The sequence below is a fragment of the Aeromicrobium sp. WCS2018Hpa-31 genome (assembly GCF_031843905.1).
In the GTDB taxonomy this organism is placed as follows: domain Bacteria; phylum Actinomycetota; class Actinomycetes; order Propionibacteriales; family Nocardioidaceae; genus Aeromicrobium.
Map to the genome: position 1 here is coordinate 181,075 of NZ_JAVTJF010000005.1, position 17,337 is coordinate 198,411.

The 17,337-nt window shown below is 72.9% G+C and carries 22 protein-coding genes and 1 tRNA gene; 17 read left to right on the plus strand and 6 right to left on the minus strand.

The genetic code is table 11. The features are described from left to right. Window positions 1-279 precede the first annotated feature (279 nt). Genes tmk through RQG84_RS08105 form a run of 3 tightly spaced genes read left to right on the plus strand, consistent with a single transcriptional unit; the run spans window position 280 to window position 3,616 of the window. Window positions 280-936, plus strand: a complete 657-nt coding sequence (gene tmk, locus RQG84_RS08095) for a dTMP kinase (RefSeq protein WP_311209613.1) — start codon at window positions 280-282, stop codon at window positions 934-936. After that, complete coding sequence (locus tag RQG84_RS08100; protein ID WP_311209614.1) at window positions 933-2,081, plus strand: DNA polymerase III subunit delta'; 1,149 nt, start codon at window positions 933-935, stop codon at window positions 2,079-2,081. The genes tmk and RQG84_RS08100 overlap by 4 nt, the downstream gene beginning before the upstream one ends. After that, window positions 2,078-3,616: an alpha/beta hydrolase gene (locus tag RQG84_RS08105; RefSeq protein WP_055969598.1), complete on the plus strand. Its 1,539-nt coding sequence runs from the start codon at window positions 2,078-2,080 to the stop codon at window positions 3,614-3,616. Before RQG84_RS08100 ends, RQG84_RS08105 begins: the two co-directional genes overlap by 4 nt. Before the next feature lie 199 nt (window positions 3,617-3,815). Here the strand turns inward: RQG84_RS08105 and RQG84_RS08110 are convergent, their stop codons facing one another. Beyond that, complete coding sequence (locus RQG84_RS08110) at window positions 3,816-4,112, minus strand: chorismate mutase (RefSeq protein ID WP_055969595.1); 297 nt, start codon at window positions 4,110-4,112, stop codon at window positions 3,816-3,818. Window positions 4,113-4,199: 87 nt separating this feature from the next. On the opposite strand from RQG84_RS08110, the gene RQG84_RS08115 reads away from it, so the two are divergent. From RQG84_RS08115 to RQG84_RS08130, 4 genes are all read left to right on the plus strand, one after another. After that, window positions 4,200-4,275, plus strand: a tRNA-Thr gene (locus tag RQG84_RS08115). Window positions 4,276-4,460: 185 nt separating this feature from the next. Beyond that, window positions 4,461-4,643: a hypothetical protein gene (locus RQG84_RS08120; RefSeq protein WP_311209615.1), complete on the plus strand. Its 183-nt coding sequence runs from the start codon at window positions 4,461-4,463 to the stop codon at window positions 4,641-4,643. A 91-nt stretch (window positions 4,644-4,734) separates the two neighbouring features. Further along, window positions 4,735-5,499: a sulfite exporter TauE/SafE family protein gene (locus RQG84_RS08125; protein ID WP_257728967.1), complete on the plus strand. Its 765-nt coding sequence runs from the start codon at window positions 4,735-4,737 to the stop codon at window positions 5,497-5,499. 93 nt (window positions 5,500-5,592) lie between these two features. Beyond that, window positions 5,593-6,309, plus strand: a complete 717-nt coding sequence (locus RQG84_RS08130; RefSeq protein ID WP_311209616.1) for a GAF and ANTAR domain-containing protein — start codon at window positions 5,593-5,595, stop codon at window positions 6,307-6,309. A 19-nt stretch (window positions 6,310-6,328) separates the two neighbouring features. On the opposite strand, the gene RQG84_RS08135 is transcribed toward RQG84_RS08130, so the two are convergent. Continuing rightward, entirely contained in the window at window positions 6,329-8,773 is a 2,445-nt protein-coding gene (locus RQG84_RS08135) for an excinuclease ABC subunit UvrA (protein WP_311209617.1), read from the minus strand. 137 nt (window positions 8,774-8,910) lie between these two features. On the opposite strand from RQG84_RS08135, the gene RQG84_RS08140 reads away from it, so the two are divergent. Continuing rightward, a complete protein-coding gene (locus RQG84_RS08140) occupies window positions 8,911-9,549 on the plus strand; it encodes a hypothetical protein (protein WP_311209618.1) in 639 nt (212 codons plus the stop codon). Continuing rightward, a complete protein-coding gene (locus RQG84_RS08145) occupies window positions 9,479-10,780 on the plus strand; it encodes a hemolysin III family protein (protein ID WP_311209619.1) in 1,302 nt (433 codons plus the stop codon). The genes RQG84_RS08140 and RQG84_RS08145 overlap by 71 nt, the downstream gene beginning before the upstream one ends. On the opposite strand, the gene RQG84_RS08150 is transcribed toward RQG84_RS08145, so the two are convergent. Then, window positions 10,761-11,576, minus strand: a complete 816-nt coding sequence (locus RQG84_RS08150) for a DUF1295 domain-containing protein (protein WP_311209620.1) — start codon at window positions 11,574-11,576, stop codon at window positions 10,761-10,763. The genes RQG84_RS08145 and RQG84_RS08150 overlap by 20 nt on opposite strands. A gap of 175 nt (window positions 11,577-11,751) precedes the next feature. Between RQG84_RS08150 and RQG84_RS08155 the strand changes: the two genes are divergently transcribed. After that, on the plus strand, window positions 11,752-12,354 hold the full coding sequence (locus tag RQG84_RS08155; RefSeq protein ID WP_311209621.1) for an NAD(P)H-dependent oxidoreductase: 603 nt from the start codon (window positions 11,752-11,754) through the stop codon (window positions 12,352-12,354). 10 nt (window positions 12,355-12,364) lie between these two features. On the opposite strand, the gene RQG84_RS08160 is transcribed toward RQG84_RS08155, so the two are convergent. From RQG84_RS08160 to RQG84_RS08170, 3 genes are read right to left on the minus strand one after another with little or no spacing between them, the layout of a single operon-like run. After that, complete coding sequence (locus RQG84_RS08160) at window positions 12,365-12,739, minus strand: SRPBCC family protein (RefSeq protein ID WP_311209622.1); 375 nt, start codon at window positions 12,737-12,739, stop codon at window positions 12,365-12,367. After that, window positions 12,736-13,248, minus strand: coding sequence for a hypothetical protein (locus tag RQG84_RS08165; RefSeq protein ID WP_311209623.1), 513 nt, complete (start codon window positions 13,246-13,248; stop codon window positions 12,736-12,738). The genes RQG84_RS08160 and RQG84_RS08165 overlap by 4 nt, the downstream gene beginning before the upstream one ends. Before the next feature lie 5 nt (window positions 13,249-13,253). Further along, a complete protein-coding gene (locus RQG84_RS08170; RefSeq protein WP_311209624.1) occupies window positions 13,254-13,907 on the minus strand; it encodes a sigma-70 family RNA polymerase sigma factor in 654 nt (217 codons plus the stop codon). Window positions 13,908-14,095: 188 nt separating this feature from the next. On the opposite strand from RQG84_RS08170, the gene RQG84_RS08175 reads away from it, so the two are divergent. The 7 genes from RQG84_RS08175 to RQG84_RS08205 are packed head-to-tail and all read left to right on the plus strand — an operon-like array spanning window position 14,096 to window position 17,089. Continuing rightward, window positions 14,096-14,542 carry an Asp23/Gls24 family envelope stress response protein gene (locus RQG84_RS08175; protein ID WP_235492876.1) on the plus strand — a complete coding sequence of 149 codons (447 nt, stop codon included), beginning with the start codon at window positions 14,096-14,098 and terminating at the stop codon, window positions 14,540-14,542. Further along, complete coding sequence (locus RQG84_RS08180) at window positions 14,539-14,895, plus strand: hypothetical protein (protein WP_311209625.1); 357 nt, start codon at window positions 14,539-14,541, stop codon at window positions 14,893-14,895. The genes RQG84_RS08175 and RQG84_RS08180 overlap by 4 nt, the downstream gene beginning before the upstream one ends. Beyond that, complete coding sequence (locus RQG84_RS08185) at window positions 14,892-15,218, plus strand: hypothetical protein (RefSeq protein WP_311209626.1); 327 nt, start codon at window positions 14,892-14,894, stop codon at window positions 15,216-15,218. The genes RQG84_RS08180 and RQG84_RS08185 overlap by 4 nt, the downstream gene beginning before the upstream one ends. 54 nt (window positions 15,219-15,272) lie before the next feature. After that, on the plus strand, window positions 15,273-15,452 hold the full coding sequence (locus tag RQG84_RS08190) for a hypothetical protein (RefSeq protein WP_055969542.1): 180 nt from the start codon (window positions 15,273-15,275) through the stop codon (window positions 15,450-15,452). Next, window positions 15,445-15,831 (plus strand): Asp23/Gls24 family envelope stress response protein, encoded by a 387-nt coding sequence (locus RQG84_RS08195; RefSeq protein WP_311209627.1) that lies wholly within the window; start codon window positions 15,445-15,447, stop codon window positions 15,829-15,831. The genes RQG84_RS08190 and RQG84_RS08195 overlap by 8 nt, the downstream gene beginning before the upstream one ends. Window positions 15,832-15,863: 32 nt before the next feature. Beyond that, window positions 15,864-16,502, plus strand: a complete 639-nt coding sequence (locus RQG84_RS08200; protein WP_311209628.1) for a DUF6286 domain-containing protein — start codon at window positions 15,864-15,866, stop codon at window positions 16,500-16,502. Window positions 16,503-16,507: 5 nt separating this feature from the next. After that, on the plus strand, window positions 16,508-17,089 hold the full coding sequence (locus RQG84_RS08205) for a hypothetical protein (protein ID WP_311209629.1): 582 nt from the start codon (window positions 16,508-16,510) through the stop codon (window positions 17,087-17,089). Window positions 17,090-17,337 lie beyond the last annotated feature (248 nt).

Here is a 17,337-nt window from a genome sequence, read left to right on the forward strand (position 1 = left end):
CCGGGCCTGACCCCGCGATCCCGGCCCAGTGCCTGCCCAGGTCCCCGGTCGAGGCCTTTCGGAGGCCGCCTCCAGCGAGGGCCGAGGCAGCGCACCGGTGAGTCGTGACGACCGCGGGCAGCGCACCAGTGAGTCGTGACGACCGCGGGCAGCGCAGCAGCGGGACGAGACGACCGCAGCCAGCGCTGCAGCACGACGGCACGGCCGCAACCGGCGCAGCAGCAGGTCCCGACGACGCACCACCCCGCCCCGTCGCACCCGCCCCCTAGGATCGGCGACATGCAGCCTCGCTACACCGACTCGGGCGTCTTCATCGCCCTCGAGGGTGGTGAGGGGGGCGGCAAGTCCACCCAGTCCCGCCTGCTGCACGACTGGCTCACGGCCCAGGGAACGCCCGTGCTGCTCACGCGCGAGCCCGGTGGCACCGAGGTCGGCGCCCGGCTGCGCAGCATCGTGCTCGACCCGGCCACCGGCGACCTGTCGCCGCGCACCGAGGCCCTCGTCTACGCCGCCGACAAGGCCGAGCACGTCGATGCCGTGGTGCTCCCGGCGCTGGAGCGCGGCGAGGTCGTGGTCACCGACCGCTACGTCGACTCCACGCTCGCGTACCAGGGGGCGGGCCGCGCCATCGACGCCGGCGAGCTGGAGCACGTGGCACGGTGGGCCACGGCCGACCTGCGGCCCCACCTGACCGTGGTGCTCGACCTCGACCCCACGGTCGGGCTGTCGCGCGCCGGAGAGCCCGACCGCATCGAGGCCGAGCCGCTCGACTTCCACCAGCGCGTGCGTGAGCACTTCCTGACCCTCGCGGCCGCCGACCCCGCCCACTACCTCGTCCTCGACGCCGACCAGCCGCCCGAGGTCGTGCACGCCGCCATCCGGGCCGCGGTCGAGCCGTGGCTCGGGCAGGCCCGCCACGACGGTGGTGACCTGTGACGAGCGTGTGGGACGAGCTCGTCGGCCAGGGACCGGTCGTCGACACGTTGTCCGCGGCGGTCCGGTCCGCCGGCGGCGACGGTCGCTCCATGACGCACGCGTGGCTGCTCACCGGTCCGCCCGGGTCGGGGCGCTCCAACGCGGCCAAGGCCTTCGCGGCGGCGTTGCAGTGCGAGCTGGGTGGCTGCGGCCAGTGCCACTCGTGCACCACGGCGGCGGCCGGCAGCCATCCCGACATCACCGTCATCCGCACCGACGGGCTGTCCATCGGCACCGACGTCGCTCGCGAGTACGTGCGCAAGTCGGCCCTGCGGCCGGCGCTCGGTCGCTGGCAGGTGCTCATCGTCGAGGACGCCGACCGGCTCACCGAGCAGGCGGCCAACGCCCTGCTCAAGGCGGTGGAGGAGCCGTCGCAGTACACGGTGTGGATGCTGTGCGCGCCCGCCACTGAGGACGTCATCGTCACCATCCGGTCGCGCTGCCGCGCCGTGCTCCTGCGCACCCCGCCCGCCGACGCGATCGCGCGTCTGCTGGTGGAGCGCGACGGGGTGGAGCCCCAGCTCGCGCAGGCGGTTGCGGCGGCGTCGCAGGGGCACATCGGTCGCGCCCGCGGGCTGGCCCGCGACCCGCAGGCGCGTGAGCGTCGTCGCGACATCCTGTCGCTGCCCACGTCGTTGCGCTCCCTCGGCGACTGCCTGGTGGCGGCCCAGCGCATCAACGACGAGGCCACCGCCCGTGCGGCCGCGGTCGCCGACGTGGCCGACGAGCGCGAGACCTCCGACCTCAAGCAGTCGTGGGGCGTGGAGGACCGTGGCCGCAGGCCCGCCGGCTACGCCGGTGCGGTCTCCTCGCTCGAGAAGGACCAGAAGCGGCGTCGCACCCGGCTCGCGCGTGACTCGATCGACGGCGTCCTGCTCGACCTCCTCTCCTTCTGCCGCGACGTCGTGGTCGCGCAGACGGCACCCGGTGCGCCGCTCGTCAACGCCGACGTCGCCGACGCGGTCCGTTCGGCCGCCGAGGTGTGGACCCCCGACTCGACGCTCCGCAGGATCGATGCGATCGTCGAGGCACGCGAGGCGCTCACCGCCAACGCTGCACCGTTGCTCACCCTCGAACGCATGATGATGGGATTTCGGACCCGATGAAGCGCCCTCTCCTCGTCCTGATCGTCCTCGCCGCCGTGGCCGCCGTCGTGGTCGGCGTGCTGGTCGCCACGCGCGGTGACGACTCCGCTCCCACGGCCCAGCTCGAGCCCACGGGCGAGAAGGCCCCCGACGGGCTGCAGCGCTTCTACGACCAGGAGCTGACCTGGGAGGACTGCGGCGGCGAGCGCGAGTGCGCCACGATCGAGGTGCCCGTCGACTACGACGAGCCCGACGGCGAGACCACGAAGCTGAAGGCGGCGCGCTACCTGGCCGAGGGCGACGGCACCCGCGTGCTGTTCGTCAACCCGGGCGGCCCGGGCGGCTCGGCGATCGACTACGCGGGATCGCTCGCCGGGAGCATGGGCGACGAGGTCCGCGACGCGTTCACCATCGTCGGGGTCGACCCGCGCGGCGTCGGCGAGAGCTCGCCGCTGGAGTGCCTGCCCGACGAGCAGTTCGACGAGTACGCTGCGAGCGACCCCGACCCCTCGAGCGACGCCGAGGTCCAGGAGTTCCGCGACGCGGTCAAGGAGCTCGGCGAGGCATGCCGGAAGAACTCCGGCGACCTCGCCGGCCACGTCTCCACCGAGGAGGCGGCCCGCGACATGGACGTCGCGCGGGCCCTGCTCGGTCAGAAGAAGCTGGACTGGTTCGGCGCCTCCTACGGCACGCAGCTGGGCGCCACCTACGCCACGTTGTTCCCCGCCAAGGTCGGCGCGATGGTGCTCGACGGCGCGGTCGACCCGTCCAAGGACGTGTTCGGGTCGTCCCTGGGCCAGGCCACCGGGTTCCAGCGTGCGCTCGACGCCTACATCGCGTCGTGCGTGAAGCTCGAGTCGTGCCCGCTGGGGCAGGACGCCGACGCCGCGCAGCGCGCGATCGAGACGCTGATGAGCCAGCTCGAGGACGAGCCGCTGCCCACCGGCACCGATCGCGAGCTCACCAAGGGGCGTGCGTTCTACGGCATCGCGGTCACGCTGTACGACAAGGCCAGCTGGATCGCCCTCTCGCAGGGCCTCACGGCTGCGCTGCGCGGTGACGGCTCGGTCCTGCTGCAGCTGAACGACGCCTACTTCTCGCGCAAGGGCAACGGCGAGTACGACGGCAACATCGGCTGGGCCAACATCGCGGTCAACTGCCTCGACAACCGTGAACGCCCGAGCGTCGACGAGGTGGAGGCCGAGCTGCCGACGTTCGAGAAGGCGTCGCCGGTCTTCGGCGAGGCACTGGGCTGGGGCGTGCTGGGCTGCAGCGACTGGCCGGAGCCGGCCGAGCGCCCGCAGGTCGAGATCGACGCCGAGGGCTCCGCGCCGATCGTCGTCATCGGCACCACCCGCGACCCGGCCACCCCGTACGAGAATGCGAAGGCGCTCGCCGACCAGCTCGGCGACTCCGAGGGTGTGCTGCTCACGCGCGACGGCGACGGCCACACCGCCTACGGGTCGGGCAACCAGTGCATCAAGAAGGCCGTCGACGCCTACCTCGTCGACGGCACGGTTCCGAAGGACGGCCTCACCTGCGAGGACGAGGGCTGACGCACGACCCCGGCTCCCGACCGCCACGCCGCCTCGGCGCGCGCGAGGTAGGTCTACCGCGCTGCGGGGCACCCGGCGGTAGGTCTGCCGCGGATACGCACCTGCTATCCGCGGAGGGCCTACCTCCGACCCTCCAGGTTGCGCGCGCCACCTACCGCCGACGGCCGCGAAGCGTCGCCGTGGGCCGGTCGGGGAGGGGTCAGGCCGAGCGGATGGCCTCGTGGTGGCGGATGACCTCGTCGATGATGAAGGTCAGGAACTTCTCCGCGAAGGCGGGGTCCAGGTCCGACTCCACGGCGAGCGTGCGGAGCCGCTCGATCTGGCGCGACTCGCGCTCGGGGTCCGAGGGCGGCAGCTCGTGCGCGGCCTTGAGACGCCCCACCCGCTGCGTGCACTTGAACCGCTCGGCGAGCAGGTGCACGAGGGCCGCGTCGATGTTGTCGATGCTGGATCGCATGTCGTCCAGCTCGGCCCGCACGTCCTCTGTTCCGTCCACGCGTCGAGTGTAGGGGCCCGGTTTGTGACCCTCGAAGGGCCCGGATAGACTCGTCGAGGTTCGGCGGGCGATCCTCGCTGAGCCTTCGCCGCCTTAGCTCAGTCGGTAGAGCGTTTCACTCGTAATGAAAAGGTCGTCGGTTCGATTCCGACAGGCGGCTCCACAGGAGCACTGCATTCGCGGCACGCCCGACTATGGACTGGGGCGGGGTCGGATCGCACCCCCTCCGCACGTTGTCGGTGGTTGTCCTCCGACTCCGAGGTTCCGCGTGGGGGCGCGCCGGCCTGTCGCCTTCGAGCGACGACGCGGTCGAGGTGCCGGGACGTGTCCGCCGTGGGACCGTGCCGCATGGCCTTCAGAGTCTTCCCGCACAACATGGGGTCCTTCCGTGCCGAGACCGTCGAGATCCTCCCGTCCGGGGTCCTGCGAGTGCGGGTCGACGGGATGACGCGCTACTTCTCGCCGGCGCACTGGGTGACGGTCGAGGCCACCGGGGTGGACGCCGCAGCGACGATCGGCGTTGCCGAGTAGGTAGGCGACGTGGTGGTCCGTCCGTCCCGCTCGACACGCTGACGTAGCCTCGACGGTCGGGACGGCGCGCCTGCGCCTCGGGGAGGTCGAGATGGGTCCGGTCGAGATCACGGTGATCCTGCTCGCGGGGCTGGCGGCGGGCACGATCAACACCGTCGTCGGGTCCGGCACCCTCATCTCCTTCCCGACGCTGCTGGCGCTCGGCGTCCCACCGGTCACCGCGAACGTGTCGAACGGCATCGGGCTCGTCCCCGGCTCGGTCTCGGGGGCCATCGGGTACCGGCGCGAGCTGCGTGGCCAGCGTCGGCGAGCCATGCGGCTCGTGCCCGCGTCCGCCGTCGGCGCCGTCGCCGGTGCCGTCCTGCTGCTCGTGCTCCCGGCGTCGGCGTTCTCCGCGATCGTGCCGGTGCTCATCCTGCTGGGCTGCGTGCTCGTGGTGCTCGGGCCGCGGATCTCGGCCGCCGTCGCCCGACGGCACGCCGAGCGCGGCGGGCTGTCCGAGGACGGCGCGTGGTGGACCCGCCCGCTCGTGGCGCTGACCGGCGTCTACGGCGGCTACTTCGGCGCCGCACAGGGCATCATCCTGCTCGCCGTCATGGGCATCGGGATCGATGACGAGCTGCAGCGGCTGAACGCCCTGAAGAACGTGCTGGCGGCCGTGGCCAACGGGGTCTCCGGTCTCGTCTTCATCGCCGTGGCCGACGTCGACTGGCTCGTGGTGCTGCTCATCGCGATCGGATCGGCCGTCGGCGGGCAGGTCGGGTCGACCGTCGGGCGACGCCTCCCGGCGTCGGCGCTGCGCGTGCTCGTGGTCGGGGTCGGCGTGGTCGCCCTCGTCGCGTTCCTGCGAGGCTGATCACCGCCCGTCCGGACGCGACTCGCTAGATTGTGTCCCGAGCGCGCTTCGGCACAGAGGCGGGCGCGGACCGCACGATCGCTGGAGCAGCACGTGAACGAGAACGAGAACGACCACTACGACCTCAACCGGACCCTCGCGGCGATCGCTGCCGACGCCTCCGGCAGCGGGAGCTCCCACGAGGTCATCGCGAAGCTCTCCGAGCACGTCGCATCGGCGGTGGACGGTGCCGACGGCTGCGCGGTGTCGCTGAACCTCGGCGACGGGCACATCGTCACGGTCGGCGCGACCGACCCCGACCTCGACGCGGCCGACCGGTTCCAGAACGAGCTGGGCGAGGGGCCGTGCCTGGAGAGCTTCCGCGAGACGGAGGTCGTGCACGTGGAGGACCTCCGGGTCGACCAGCGCTGGCCTCGCTGGTCCAAGCCCGTGTCCGAGCAGCTGGGGTTCCGCTCGATCCTCTCGGCACACATGACCACCCAGCAACGGCGCGTGGGCGCGCTCAACGTCTACGCCCGGCGGGTGGGCGCCTTCACCGAGCGCGACGTCGCGCAGATCCCGTTCTTCGCGGCCCACGCCGCCGCGGCGATCGCCGCGGCCCGGCAGGTCGAGCAGCTGAGAGAGGCTCTCGTCTCGCGGACCCGGATCGGTCAGGCCGAGGGGATCGTCATGGAGCGGCACGGCGTCCAGGAGGAGGAGGCGTTCGCGCTGCTGACCCGACTGTCCCAGCACCGCAACGAGAAGCTCCGCGACGTCGCCGAGACGATCGTCGCCCGCCGTCTGATCCCCAAGGACCCCCTCGACTCGTGAGCCCGCTCGGCGCAGCCGCTCAGCCTCGTTCCACGGCGGCGCGCAGGTACGGCGCCGTCACGCTGTCGGCCACGTCGAGCAGCTCGGCGGGCGTCGTCGCGGCCACCACCGTGCCGCCTCGGTCGCCACCGCCGGGGCCGAGCTCGACGACCCAGTCGGCAGCGGCGACGACCTGCATGTCGTGCTCCACCGCCACGACGGTGTCACCGCCTTCGACCAGGCGGTTCAGCACGCGCACGAGGTCGCGCACGTTCACGGGGTGCAGACCGCCGGTGGGCTCGTCGAGCACGAAGACCGTGCCCTCGCGACGCGGTCGCTGGAGCTCGGTGGCCAGCTTGATGCGCTGCGCCTCACCTCCGGACAGCTCCGTGGCGGGCTGGCCGAGCGTCAGGTAGCCCAGGCCCACGTCGAGCAGCGTGGTGAGCGCGCGGTGCACGGCGGGGACGTCGGCGAAGAAGTCCGACGCCTCCTGCACGGTCATGGCCAGCACCTGCCCGATGTCGCGCTCGCGGTAGAGCACCTCGAGCGTCTCGGGGTCGTACCGGGACCCGCCACACGTCGGGCAGGTGGAGTAGCTGGTCGGCAGGAACACGAGCTCGATCGCCACGAAGCCCTCGCCCTCGCACGTCGGGCACCGGCCCGCGTCGACGTTGAAGGAGAACCGCCCCGCCGTCCATCCGCGTTCCCTGGCCTCGGGGGTGGCCGCGAAGAGGCGTCGGACCGGGTCGAACAGACCGGTGTAGGTGGCCAGGTTGGAGCGCGGCGACCGACCGATGGGCTTCTGGTCGATGACGACGATGCGGTGCGGGCCCTCTGTCGAAGGATCGGCTGCGGCGGCCTCCAGCTGCTCGACCATGGCCGTGAGCAGCGACGACTTGCCCGACCCCGACACCCCGGTGACCGCCGTGAGCACACCCGTCGGCAGGCGCACCTCGACGTCGCGCAGGTTGTGCAGCGAGATGGGATCGAAGTCGATCCAGTCGGCTGGCGTCCGCGCGCTCAGGGCCGGCGGCTCCGTGCGGTCGAACATGAAGTCCGCCGTGGCGGAGTCCTCGACGCCGGCCAGCGCCGCGGGCGGTCCGCTGTGCACGACGTGCCCGCCCAGCACCCCGGCGCTCGGGCCCACGTCGACCACCCAGTCGGCGTGGCGTGCGATCGACAGGTCGTGCTCCACCACGAAGAGCGAGTTGCCCGCGGCGACGAGGTCGCGCAGCGCGTCGTAGAGCGCGGCGGAGTCGGCCGGGTGCAACCCGGCCGACGGCTCGTCGAGCACGTACAGCACGCCGAACAGGCCGGCCCGCAGCTGTCCGGCGAGCCGCACGCGCTGCAGCTCGCCCGGGGACAGCGCGGTGCTCGAGCGGTCCATGGACAGGTAGCCGAGGCCGAGGGAGATGATCGACTCCACGCGCGCACCGAAGTCCTTGACCAGCGATCTCGCGGCAGACGCCGCTGCCGCGCCGTGACGGTCGGTGCCGCGGGCCTGGTCGGCCAGCCCGCCGTCGAGCAGGGCGCACACCTGCGACAGTGGGAGCGCGGCCATGTCCGCGATGTCGATCCCGGCGAAGGTGACGGCGAGGGCAGCGGGCCGCAGTCGCTTGCCGCCGCACGTGGGGCACGGACCGTCGGCGACGAACGCCTCCAGCTTCTCGCGCTGCGCCGGCGACTGCGTCTTGGCGAGGTTGCGCATGAGGTACTTCTCCGCCGACGACCAGTGCCCGTGGTACGCGCTGGCCCCGCCCTGCTTGTTGCCCTGCAGGAGCATGCGCGGCTCCTCGTCGGTGAACAGGATCCAGTCACGATCGCTCTGGGGGAGCGTGTGCCACGGCGCGTGGACGTCGATGCCGAGCTTGGTGACCATCCGCCGCACGTTCTGGCCGACCCACGCGCGGCTGGCCCAGACGCCGATCGCGCCCTCGTCGATGGACAGCGTCGGGTCGGGGACGAGCAGGGCTTCGGAGGTGCGCCGCGAGACGCCGCTTCCCTGGCACGTGGGGCACGCGCCGACCGCCGTGTTCGGCGAGAACGCCGACGCCGGGAGGTGCTCGGCGCCCTCGGGGTAGGTGCCCGCCCGGCTGTAGAGCAGGCGCAGCACGTCCGACAGGGAGCTCAGCGTGCCCAGCGTCGACCGGGAGCTGGTGCCACCGCGTGCCTGCTGCAGGGCGACGGCCGGCGGCAGTCCCTCGATGGTGTCGATCTCCGGGGCGCCCACCTGCGACATCAGCCGTCGCGCGTAGGGGGCGACGGACTCGAAGTAGCGACGCTGCGACTCCGCGAAGACGGTCCCGAACGCCAGCGAGGACTTCCCCGACCCGGAGACGCCGGTGAACGCCACGAAGCAGTCGCGCGGCAGGTCCACGTCGACGTCGCGCAGGTTGTGCTCGCGTGCCCCGCGCACGCGGATCCAGCCCGACGAGCCGGTGGGCAGAGGGGTGCCGTGCAGGTCGGGCTCGCTGCGGGTGGGCATCCCGCCAACGTACTGGCGAGGCGCCGGGACCGCGCGCCACGGTCCGGCGAGGCGTGCTGCACCGACGTCGATGCCGTGCGAACGTGATTCCTGCGCCAAACGCGGGAGGGCCCCGAGGGGCACGGAAGAGGACGACGATGAGCCGCACGACCCTCCCCGACGGCAGCATCCGGTACGCGCCGGACCGTGGGCACCGCACACCGATGACGAAGGCGCGTCGGCGCAGCTCCCTCGCGGCCTTGGCCGTGGCGCTCCCGGTGGGACTCGTCGGACTGCGGGGCGTCGGCCTGGAGGTGGGGCTGTGGGTGGCCGGCGTCACCGCCGTCGTCACGCTCGTGGGGGTGGTGGTCTGGCGGCTGACGCTCCCGAAGCAGCACACGGTGAGCGTGTCGCCCACGCACGTCACGTTCCGGAGCTACGGGCGCACCCGTGCCGTGGCCGTGGACGAGCACCTGCGCGGCACGTTGCTGGTGCTGTCGTACCAGCACGGGATCGAGGTGCCCTACCTCGTCGTCGACGGGACGGGTCGACCCTTCCGGCTCAACCTCGAGATGTGGTCGGAGGACGATCTCGAGGCGATCGTCGCCCACCCGCCGAACCACGCCTCGGCGCCCGAGCCGCTCGCCGCCGCGGAGGTCGAGCGCGAGTTCCCCGGTCTGCTGCCCCTTCACCACGCGGCACCCCAACTGGTCCGCGGTCGCGATCGTGGTCGCGGCCACGGCCGCCGTCATCGTTGCCTGGGGCGTCTACTTCTTCGTCACCGCGGAACCGGATGACGACGAGGGCAACGAGCCGGTCGCCACCGTCACGCCGTCGGCGCGGCCCGACCTGTCGCCCGAGGCGGGGGGCCGGCGGAACCGGCTGCAGTCCGAGGTGCAGCGGCTCCTGGGCGAGGACGTCGACTGGACCTCGCAGGGCCCGACCGTCCGGGACTGCGCCGACGGCGGCTACCAGCGCGTCCTCACCTGGACCAACGACTCGCCCCGGGCGACGTACACGCAGCAGGACCGAGCCGACGTCGCCGCGGCGGCGCGCCGGGCGGGCCTGGCCGAGCGCGACGTCGAGGTCGAGGACGGCAGCATCACCGGTCTGCGCTACCTCGACGCGGAGACGCTCGCCGCGCTGCAGGTCGACGTCCGCGACGGCATCGTGACCGTGACGACCGACAGCGCCTGCTCCAGCGGACCAGCCCTGACGCCCCGGGTGGCCTACGGTGGTCGCACCGCTGCGGTTCGCGGTGCGCGACGACGCGTCACGCTCGCCCGACCAGGAGGATCCGCCGTGAGCAGCACCGACGACCCTGCGCTGCCGGTGGACCGGCGCACGCGCGGGATGGCCGACAAGATGGCCGAGCTCAAGCCCTCGCTGCGCGGTTGGATGCACGCCGGGTTCGTCCCGGCGCTGCTGGCGGCCGGCGTGGTGCTCATCGTGCTGTCACCGACCACCGAGACCCGCTGGGGCTCCGCGATCTACGTCGCGAGCGCCCTGCTGCTGTTCACGGTCTCCTCGATCTACCACCGGGGCACCTGGGAGGTCGGCATCTGGGCGTTCTGGCGTCGTTTCGACCACGCCAACATCTACGTGCTGATCGCCGGGACCTACACGCCCTTCGCGATCCTCTACCTGGAGGGCGGGGCGCGGGCGTGGCTGCTCGGCGTCGTCTGGTCCGTCGCGGTCGTGAGCTCGGTGCTGCGGATCCTGTTCACCGAGGCGCCGCGCTGGGTCTTCACGACCCTCTACATCGCGCTCGGGTGGATCATCGTGCCGTTCCTGCCCACATTCGTCGACGGAGCCTCGCGCTTCAGCACCGGCGTCAACGTGACGGCCATCAGCCTCATCGCCTTCGGTGGGCTCGTCTACACGGTGGGTGGCGTGGTCTACGCGACCAAGCGACCGAACCCGGCGCCGGAGACGTTCGGCTTCCACGAGGTCTTCCACCTGTGCACGGTCCTGGCCTTCGTCGCGCAGTACACGGCCGTCTCGGTGGTCACATACTCCCTGCGCTGAGCCGACGCACCACCCTGCATGGGTCCGGGAAGAAGAACGGCACCCGGTCCTGGTAGTCGCGGTAGCCGGGGCGGTCCTCCATGCGCTGCTCCGTGCGCTTGGCGCCCGTCGCGTACATGAGGAAGTAGGACATGGCGACCGGTGCGGGCCAGGTCCACCCTGCGGGCGCCGACGCGGCCGCGGCGATCCACGCGCCGTCCCACGTCACGGAGTCACCCAGGTAGTTGGGGTGGCGCGAGACGCCCCACAGCCCGGTGTCGAGCACGTCGGGCCTCTCGTCGTCGTCGCGCTGCTTGAACGCGTCCTTCTGCCGGTCCGCGAGCGCCTCGACGACCGTCCCGATCGCCATGACGGCGAGGCCGACCGGCAGGAGGTACCGGCGCGACGTCCGGGGGAGGGTGCTCGCCGCGGCCACCTGCAGCGGTGCCGAGACGACCAGCTGCGCCAGCCCCTGCGTCACGAACACCTTGAGCCCGGCCGTCGCGGTGGAGTCGCCCTCGAGGAACTCGGTGTATCGGGGGTCCTCCTCGTCGCTGCCGGCCAGCCGCCGCAGCATGAGCGACTCGAGCCGCACCGCCCACGCGGTGGTGGCGGCGGCCAGGGCCCAGCGCCGACGTCGGTCGCCGTTCCCGACCACGGCACCCGTGAGCGCGATGGCCGCGAGGCCCGGCCCCCATGCGCCGTCGGCGTAGTCGCGACGTCCCCGGGGCAGGGCGACGGCCGCGGTGCCCGCCTGCACCAGTGTCGTGACGGCGGCGGACGTGCCTGCCACGCGTGCGAAGTTCTGTCGGTCCACGGTTCCTCCTCGGTGAGAGACACACGTCCGGTCGAGGCCCCTGCTTCCATGCTGCGGTCCGTCCTGACCGCCCGCACCTCCGGCGCCGCGCATGCCGACCGACCTCAGGGGTACGCCTCCGGCGACGTCGTCGACACGACCGCGTCGCGATCGAACCCCGACGGGAGAAACTCCGATGACCCTCACCGCCCTGGCCCTCAACTGCACGCTCAAGCCCGGCGACGCGCCCTCGAGCAGCGCGTTGATGGCGCAGCAGTTCCTCGACGCCCTCGCCGAGCACGACGTGACCGGGAGCATGGTCCGCGTCGTGGACCACGACGTCCGACCCGGTGTCGAGACCGACATGGGTGACGGTGACCAGTGGCCCACCATCCGGCAGCAGGTGCTCGACGCCGACGTCCTCGTGGTCGTCACCCCGACATGGGTGGGCCAGATGTCGAGCGTCGCGAACCGGGTCCTCGAGCGGCTGGACGCCGAGCTGTCCGAGACGCGGGAGGACGGCAACCCGATCCTCTACGGCACGGTCGCGCTCGTCGGCGTCGTCGGCAACGAGGACGGCGCGCACAAGATCACGGCCGACCTCTACCAGGCCCTCGACGACGTGGGCTGCACGATCCCGGCCCAGGGCGGCACCTACTGGAACGGCGAGGCGATGCACACCGTGGACTACAACGACCTCGACGAGACGCCCGAGGCGCCGCTGCAGACGCTCCGGACGGCCGCTGCCAACGGGGTCCACCTGGCACGACTGCTCGACGCGGAGCCGTACCCGGCCTGACGACGTGCCGCTACGACGCCAGACGTTCGATGCGGACCAGCGCCGCGGCGAGCACCGGGAGGTAGGCCGGCCCCCACAGGGGCGCGCCCATGCTCGCGCGGCACCCGTCGCCGTCCGGTCGCACGGCGTGGGTGGTGGCCGGGACGCCGGCGACCCGCCAGGCCCAGGAACGACCGGGGTCGAACGACGTGACCTCGAACGGGAGGCGTACGCCGACCGCCGTCCACACGTGCCCTCGGGCACCGAGACCCAGCTCGCCACCGCCGTCCAGTGCGGCGCGACGTACCGACGGGCCCCAGCGCGGCCAGGCGTCGAGGTCGACGAGCATCGACCACACCACGTCGGGGGCGGCGTCGACGTGTCGGTGGACGGTCAGCTGCCTCACGTGGCCTCCAGCCCCTCGTCGAAGGGGTCCACGAGGCGCGGGTCGCCGAGCGTCACGTCGCCGACGTGCACGTGCGGCACGACGTCGGCCGCACCGGGCGCAGGACTGTCGCCCAGCACGTCCGTCAGCGTGGCCCGGGTCAGCGCCGTGGCCCGGTCCGCGATGTCGGGGACCGACGAGAGGTAGCGGACGACCAGCTCGACGCGCACGCCCGTGAGCACGGCGTCGGGGTCGACGTCGAGCGTCACGCGGCGCACTGCGGCGTCGGTCAGACCTGCGTCGAGGGCCTCGCGCAGCAGCGCGACGATCGCGACCGACGAGACGCGCAGGTCGTCGTGGACGGTGTCCACCAGGACGGCACGGCGGGGTGCGGCCAGCGCCCGCTCGAGCACGCGGTCGGCGACCGCCACGACCCGCGTCGGTGGTGGGAGGGTGCGCAGCTGGGCCGCGGCGAGGGCCAGGGCGGCCTCGCCCTGGGCGAGGTCGATGCCGTCGGGTACTGCCTCCATCCCGCTCATCGCCACTGCTCCATCCGGATCGCCAGGGTGCGTCGAGCGCGGTGCAGCTGTCCGCGCACCACGGTCGGGGTCGTGTCGAGCACGTGCGCGATCTCCGCGTACGAGAATCCTTCGATCTCGCGCAGGGTCCACGCCGCCCGCTGCGTCCACGGTAGTTCACCGAGAGCGAGCGTCAACGTCTCCCACAGCTCGTGCAGCATCGCCTCGTCCTCGGGGTCGGTGCGCCGTGCCGCCCCCAGCGCCGCGTCGCCGCCGCGGGCGAGGGGCTCGAGGATCTGGTCGTCCACCGCGAGGGGCCGGGTCCGGCGCCGACGCTCGTAGGCCTCGCGCTGGACGATCGTGAACAGCCACGTCTGCACCTTCGAGCGACCCTGGAAGTCCGGCAGGGCGCGCCAGGCCTTGACCCACGCCTCCTGCACCGCGTCCTCGGCGGCCCGCTCGTCGCCGTCGAGCAGACGCGTGGCGTAGCGCAGGGTGCCCGGGAACAGTCGGTCGAACAGCTCCTCGAAGGCCGCCCGGTCGCCCAGTCCCGCACGGCGGGCGAGGGCGTTGTCGGTGACGGCCTCCAGGTCGCTCCTGCCGGACCTGGCGGACCCGTCGGGAGCGTCGGGACCGGCCGGTCCCGACGTCGACGCCTGGCTTCCGTGCACCGCTGGCTCCTGCGTCTCGACGTGGCGACGGTGGTGTCGCCTCGTCGATGGTGGCACCGGCCCGCGGGTCCCGCCCGCCGAGACGTCGCGTCCCGGGTGACGTGCCTCACAGCGGCGTGACGTTCGGCGGGGTCGCCCCGTCTCACCTGTGTCCGATCAACGACGAACTCCAGAACAGGAATGATGACGTGAGCGAGAAGGCCATCGCCAAGACCACCACGACCTCCAGCGAGCTCGAGAGCACGCAGGGCCGTACGACCATTGCCGACACGGTCGTCTCCAAGATCGCCGGCATCGCGACCCGTGAGGTCACCGGCGTGTACGCGCTCGGTGGCGGCACCGCCCGCGCCGTCGGCGCGCTCCGCGAGCGGATCCCCGGCTCCTCCACCAACCACTCGCAGGGCATCTCCGTCGAGGTGGGCGAGAAGGAGGCCGCGATCGACATCCAGCTCGTCGCCGAGTACGGCGTCTCCATCGCCGACCTGGCGAAGGGCATCCGCACGAACGTCATCAACGCCGTCGAGCGCATGGTCGGCCTGAGCGTCGTCGAGGTCAACATCGAGGTGCAGGACATCCACATCGAGGCCGACGAGTCCGCCGACGACAGCACCAGCAGCGAGCCGCGGGTCCAGTGAGCGCCCCCGACCCGACCGGTCACGCCGACGCCGCGCGCGTCGGGGAGGACGTCTCCACGAACGACGGAGCGTCCACCCCGGCGGAGCGGGCGGCCGAGGCTGCCCTCGCGGTGCCCGGTGTCGCGGACCTGCACGCCGGGTCCTTCGGCGAGGTCGGCACGTACCTCCCGGGCCGCCGGGTGACCGGCATCCGCATCCGCGACGACCTCACCGAGGTGCACGTGGTGGCCGCCATGGGCTCGCCCTTGCGTGAGCTGGCCGACGCCGTCCGCTCGGCCGTGACCCCAGTCGTCGGGACACCGGTGCAGGTCGTCGTCGAGGACGTCGTCCCCGCACGGACGACCGAACCGTGAGCGGCGGCGCCGGGGCGCAGGAGAGGCCGTACCAGGGGCCGGTCGACTCCTCCCTGCGCGAGCAGTGGCGCCGCGAGCGTCGCGCCCTGGTGCGCCGCCACCACCCGGACGTCGGGGGAGACCCCGAGGTCCTCCAGGCCCGGCTCGCCGCGCTCGACCACCGCTTCGGCGTCCGCGAGGACGCGTTGCGGGCCGTCCCGGGCTTTCTCCCCGAGTCGATGCACCGGCCCTGGACGACCGCGCGGCGCATGCTGCGGCAGGTCTCCGGTGCCGTCACCGCCCGGGTGCCGACCCCCCGACGCCGCCGCTACTTCGACATCTGACCCCTACCTCCCCCCATCGCCCGCCTCGGCGGGCCCCACGAAGGAGTACCTGACATGACCACCTCCACCGTCGGCCTCATCGCCGGCCTCCTGCTCGCCATCGCCGCCGCCGCGGGCGGCTTCGCCGGCTTCCTGTTCGCGCTCGTGCTCGGAACGGCGGGCTACCTCGTCGGCGGCCACGTCGACGGCGAGGTCGACCTGTCCGGCATCCTCGGACGCCGGGACCGTGGCTGACGTGCAGGCGCCCGTCGGGCGCGCCGACCTGCCCGCGCCGGCCGAGCGCGGCCGCACCACGATCGCCGACGGCGTCGTCAGTCGTGTGGCGTCGATCGCGGCCTCGGAGATCGAGGCCGTCGTCGACACCCGCAAGGGCTGGACGAAGCTGGTCCGCAAGGGCCTGCCGCACGCCGACGCCGTCGTGGCCGGCGAGACGTCGCGCATCAAGGTCGAGGTGGCCGCCGTCTGGCCGACGCCGCTGGCGCCCCTCACCGACCGGGTCCGTGAGCACGTCACCGAGCGGGTCGACACCCTCGTCGGCGTCACCGTCAGCCGGGTCGACGTGACCGTGGCCGACGTGGTGCACCTCGACGAGCCCGCCCGCCGCGTCCTCTGATCCCACCCCATCCCCCCGTAGAAGGACCTTCCATGTCTTCCGAGACCACCAGTCCCGCGACCAGCGACCGCGCCGGCGGCGACCGCGCTGCCACCACGGCCCGGAACGCGACCACGCAGCACGCTGCACCCCTGCCGGCGGCGAAGTCCCCGGCCGGGACCGGCGCCACGCCCCTCGTGGCGCAGCTGCTCGCCCTCGCCCTCGTGGCGCTCGGCGTCGTCGCGGTCCAGCACCTGCTCGTGCAGCTCGGTGCGGTCTCGGGCGACTCGTGGCTCGACACCGTCGTGCAGGCCGCCGACGGGGTCGCCGGCGACTCGCCCGCCGTGCTCGCCGCCGCGATCGTGGCGTTGGTGGTCGGCGTGCTGCTGCTGCCGATCGCCCTGAAGCCCCGGCCGCGACGCACACTCGCGCTCACGGCCGACAGCGGGGTGCACCTGCGTCGCAAGGACCTCACCCGCGTCGTGGAGGCCGCGATCGACGGCACGGACGGCGTCACCGACGCCGACGTCTCGGTCGGCCGTCGCAAGGTCAAGGTCGTCGCCCGGTCCGTGGCCACCACCGACCGCGACGCCGCACTCGAGTCCACCGTCCGCGAGCAGGTCGAGAAGGTCTGCGCCGCCGTCGACCCGTCGCCCCGCGTCGACGTCACCATCCGTCACGAGAAGAGCTGAGTCCCATGATCAGTCGTACCGTCCTCCTGCTCGACCGCATCGCCACCCTCGTGCTCTCGCTGCTGCTGCTCGCCGGCGGCCTGGCGGGCCTGTGGTGGTGGTCCGGACGCTCGATCTCGGGCACCACGCTGCCCGACACGAGCAGCACCTCTGCAGCGTCGGACGCCCTCGGCACCTCCTGGGTGGCCTGGGCGGTCGCGGTCGGCGGCGTGGTCCTGGCGCTCGTCGGCCTGCGCTGGATCCTTGCCCACCTGCGCCGCAACACGGTCTCGCGACTGCGCCTCAGCGGGAGCGGCCCCGACGGCCGCAACGAGGCCCTCGCCGGCAAGGCGCTCGGCGCCGCTGCCGACGCCTACGCCACCACCGACGGTGTGCGGTCGGCTCGTGGCACGGTCGTGAAGGACCGCGGCCAGCTCGTGGCCCGCGTCGACGCGACCATCGAGCCCGAGGCGGACCTGGCCCACCTGGCCCGGCGCGCCGACGAGGTCTCGGCCCAGCTCAACGACGTCCTGGGCCGTGAGGACCTGCGCGCCGCCGTCCGGCTGCGGGTCGCGGCGCGAGGTCGCGCGCTCTCGCGGGTGCACTGAGCGACGGTTCCCTGAGCGACGAGGGGCTGGCCGGCTCCGTCGGCGTGAGTGGGTCTCTACGCGCTGCTGCGCGGCTTCGGGTGGGCCTTCGCCTGCTGCTGCGTCGCTCGGGTGGGTCTTCGCTGGCTGCTGCGTCGCTGTGGCTGCGAGTCGACCTGCTCTCCGAAAGGGCCTCGACCGGCGGAGGGGTCCGGGCTCGGTCGGGTTCTCGGAGCGTGGCTCGGGGGGACGCAAGATTCTGCGTTCGT

What these genes read in the sequence shown, in the direction of transcription:
- RQG84_RS08105 (WP_055969598.1), top strand. Translation starts at nt 2,078, where the DNA reads ATGAAGCGCCCTCTCCTCGTCCTGATCGTCCTCGCCGCCGTGGCCGCC.
- tmk (WP_311209613.1), top strand. Translation starts at nt 280, where the DNA reads ATGCAGCCTCGCTACACCGACTCGGGCGTCTTCATCGCCCTCGAGGGT.
- RQG84_RS08205 (WP_311209629.1), top strand. Translation starts at nt 16,508, where the DNA reads ATGATCAGTCGTACCGTCCTCCTGCTCGACCGCATCGCCACCCTCGTG.
- RQG84_RS08125 (WP_257728967.1), top strand. Translation starts at nt 4,735, where the DNA reads ATGGGTCCGGTCGAGATCACGGTGATCCTGCTCGCGGGGCTGGCGGCG.
- RQG84_RS08190 (WP_055969542.1), top strand. Translation starts at nt 15,273, where the DNA reads ATGACCACCTCCACCGTCGGCCTCATCGCCGGCCTCCTGCTCGCCATC.
- RQG84_RS08140 (WP_311209618.1), top strand. Translation starts at nt 8,911, where the DNA reads ATGAGCCGCACGACCCTCCCCGACGGCAGCATCCGGTACGCGCCGGAC.
- RQG84_RS08120 (WP_311209615.1), top strand. Translation starts at nt 4,461, where the DNA reads ATGGCCTTCAGAGTCTTCCCGCACAACATGGGGTCCTTCCGTGCCGAG.
- RQG84_RS08155 (WP_311209621.1), top strand. Translation starts at nt 11,752, where the DNA reads ATGACCCTCACCGCCCTGGCCCTCAACTGCACGCTCAAGCCCGGCGAC.
- RQG84_RS08200 (WP_311209628.1), top strand. Translation starts at nt 15,864, where the DNA reads ATGTCTTCCGAGACCACCAGTCCCGCGACCAGCGACCGCGCCGGCGGC.
- RQG84_RS08135 (WP_311209617.1), bottom strand. Translation starts at nt 8,773, where the DNA reads ATGCCCACCCGCAGCGAGCCCGACCTGCACGGCACCCCTCTGCCCACC.
- RQG84_RS08165 (WP_311209623.1), bottom strand. Translation starts at nt 13,248, where the DNA reads ATGGAGGCAGTACCCGACGGCATCGACCTCGCCCAGGGCGAGGCCGCC.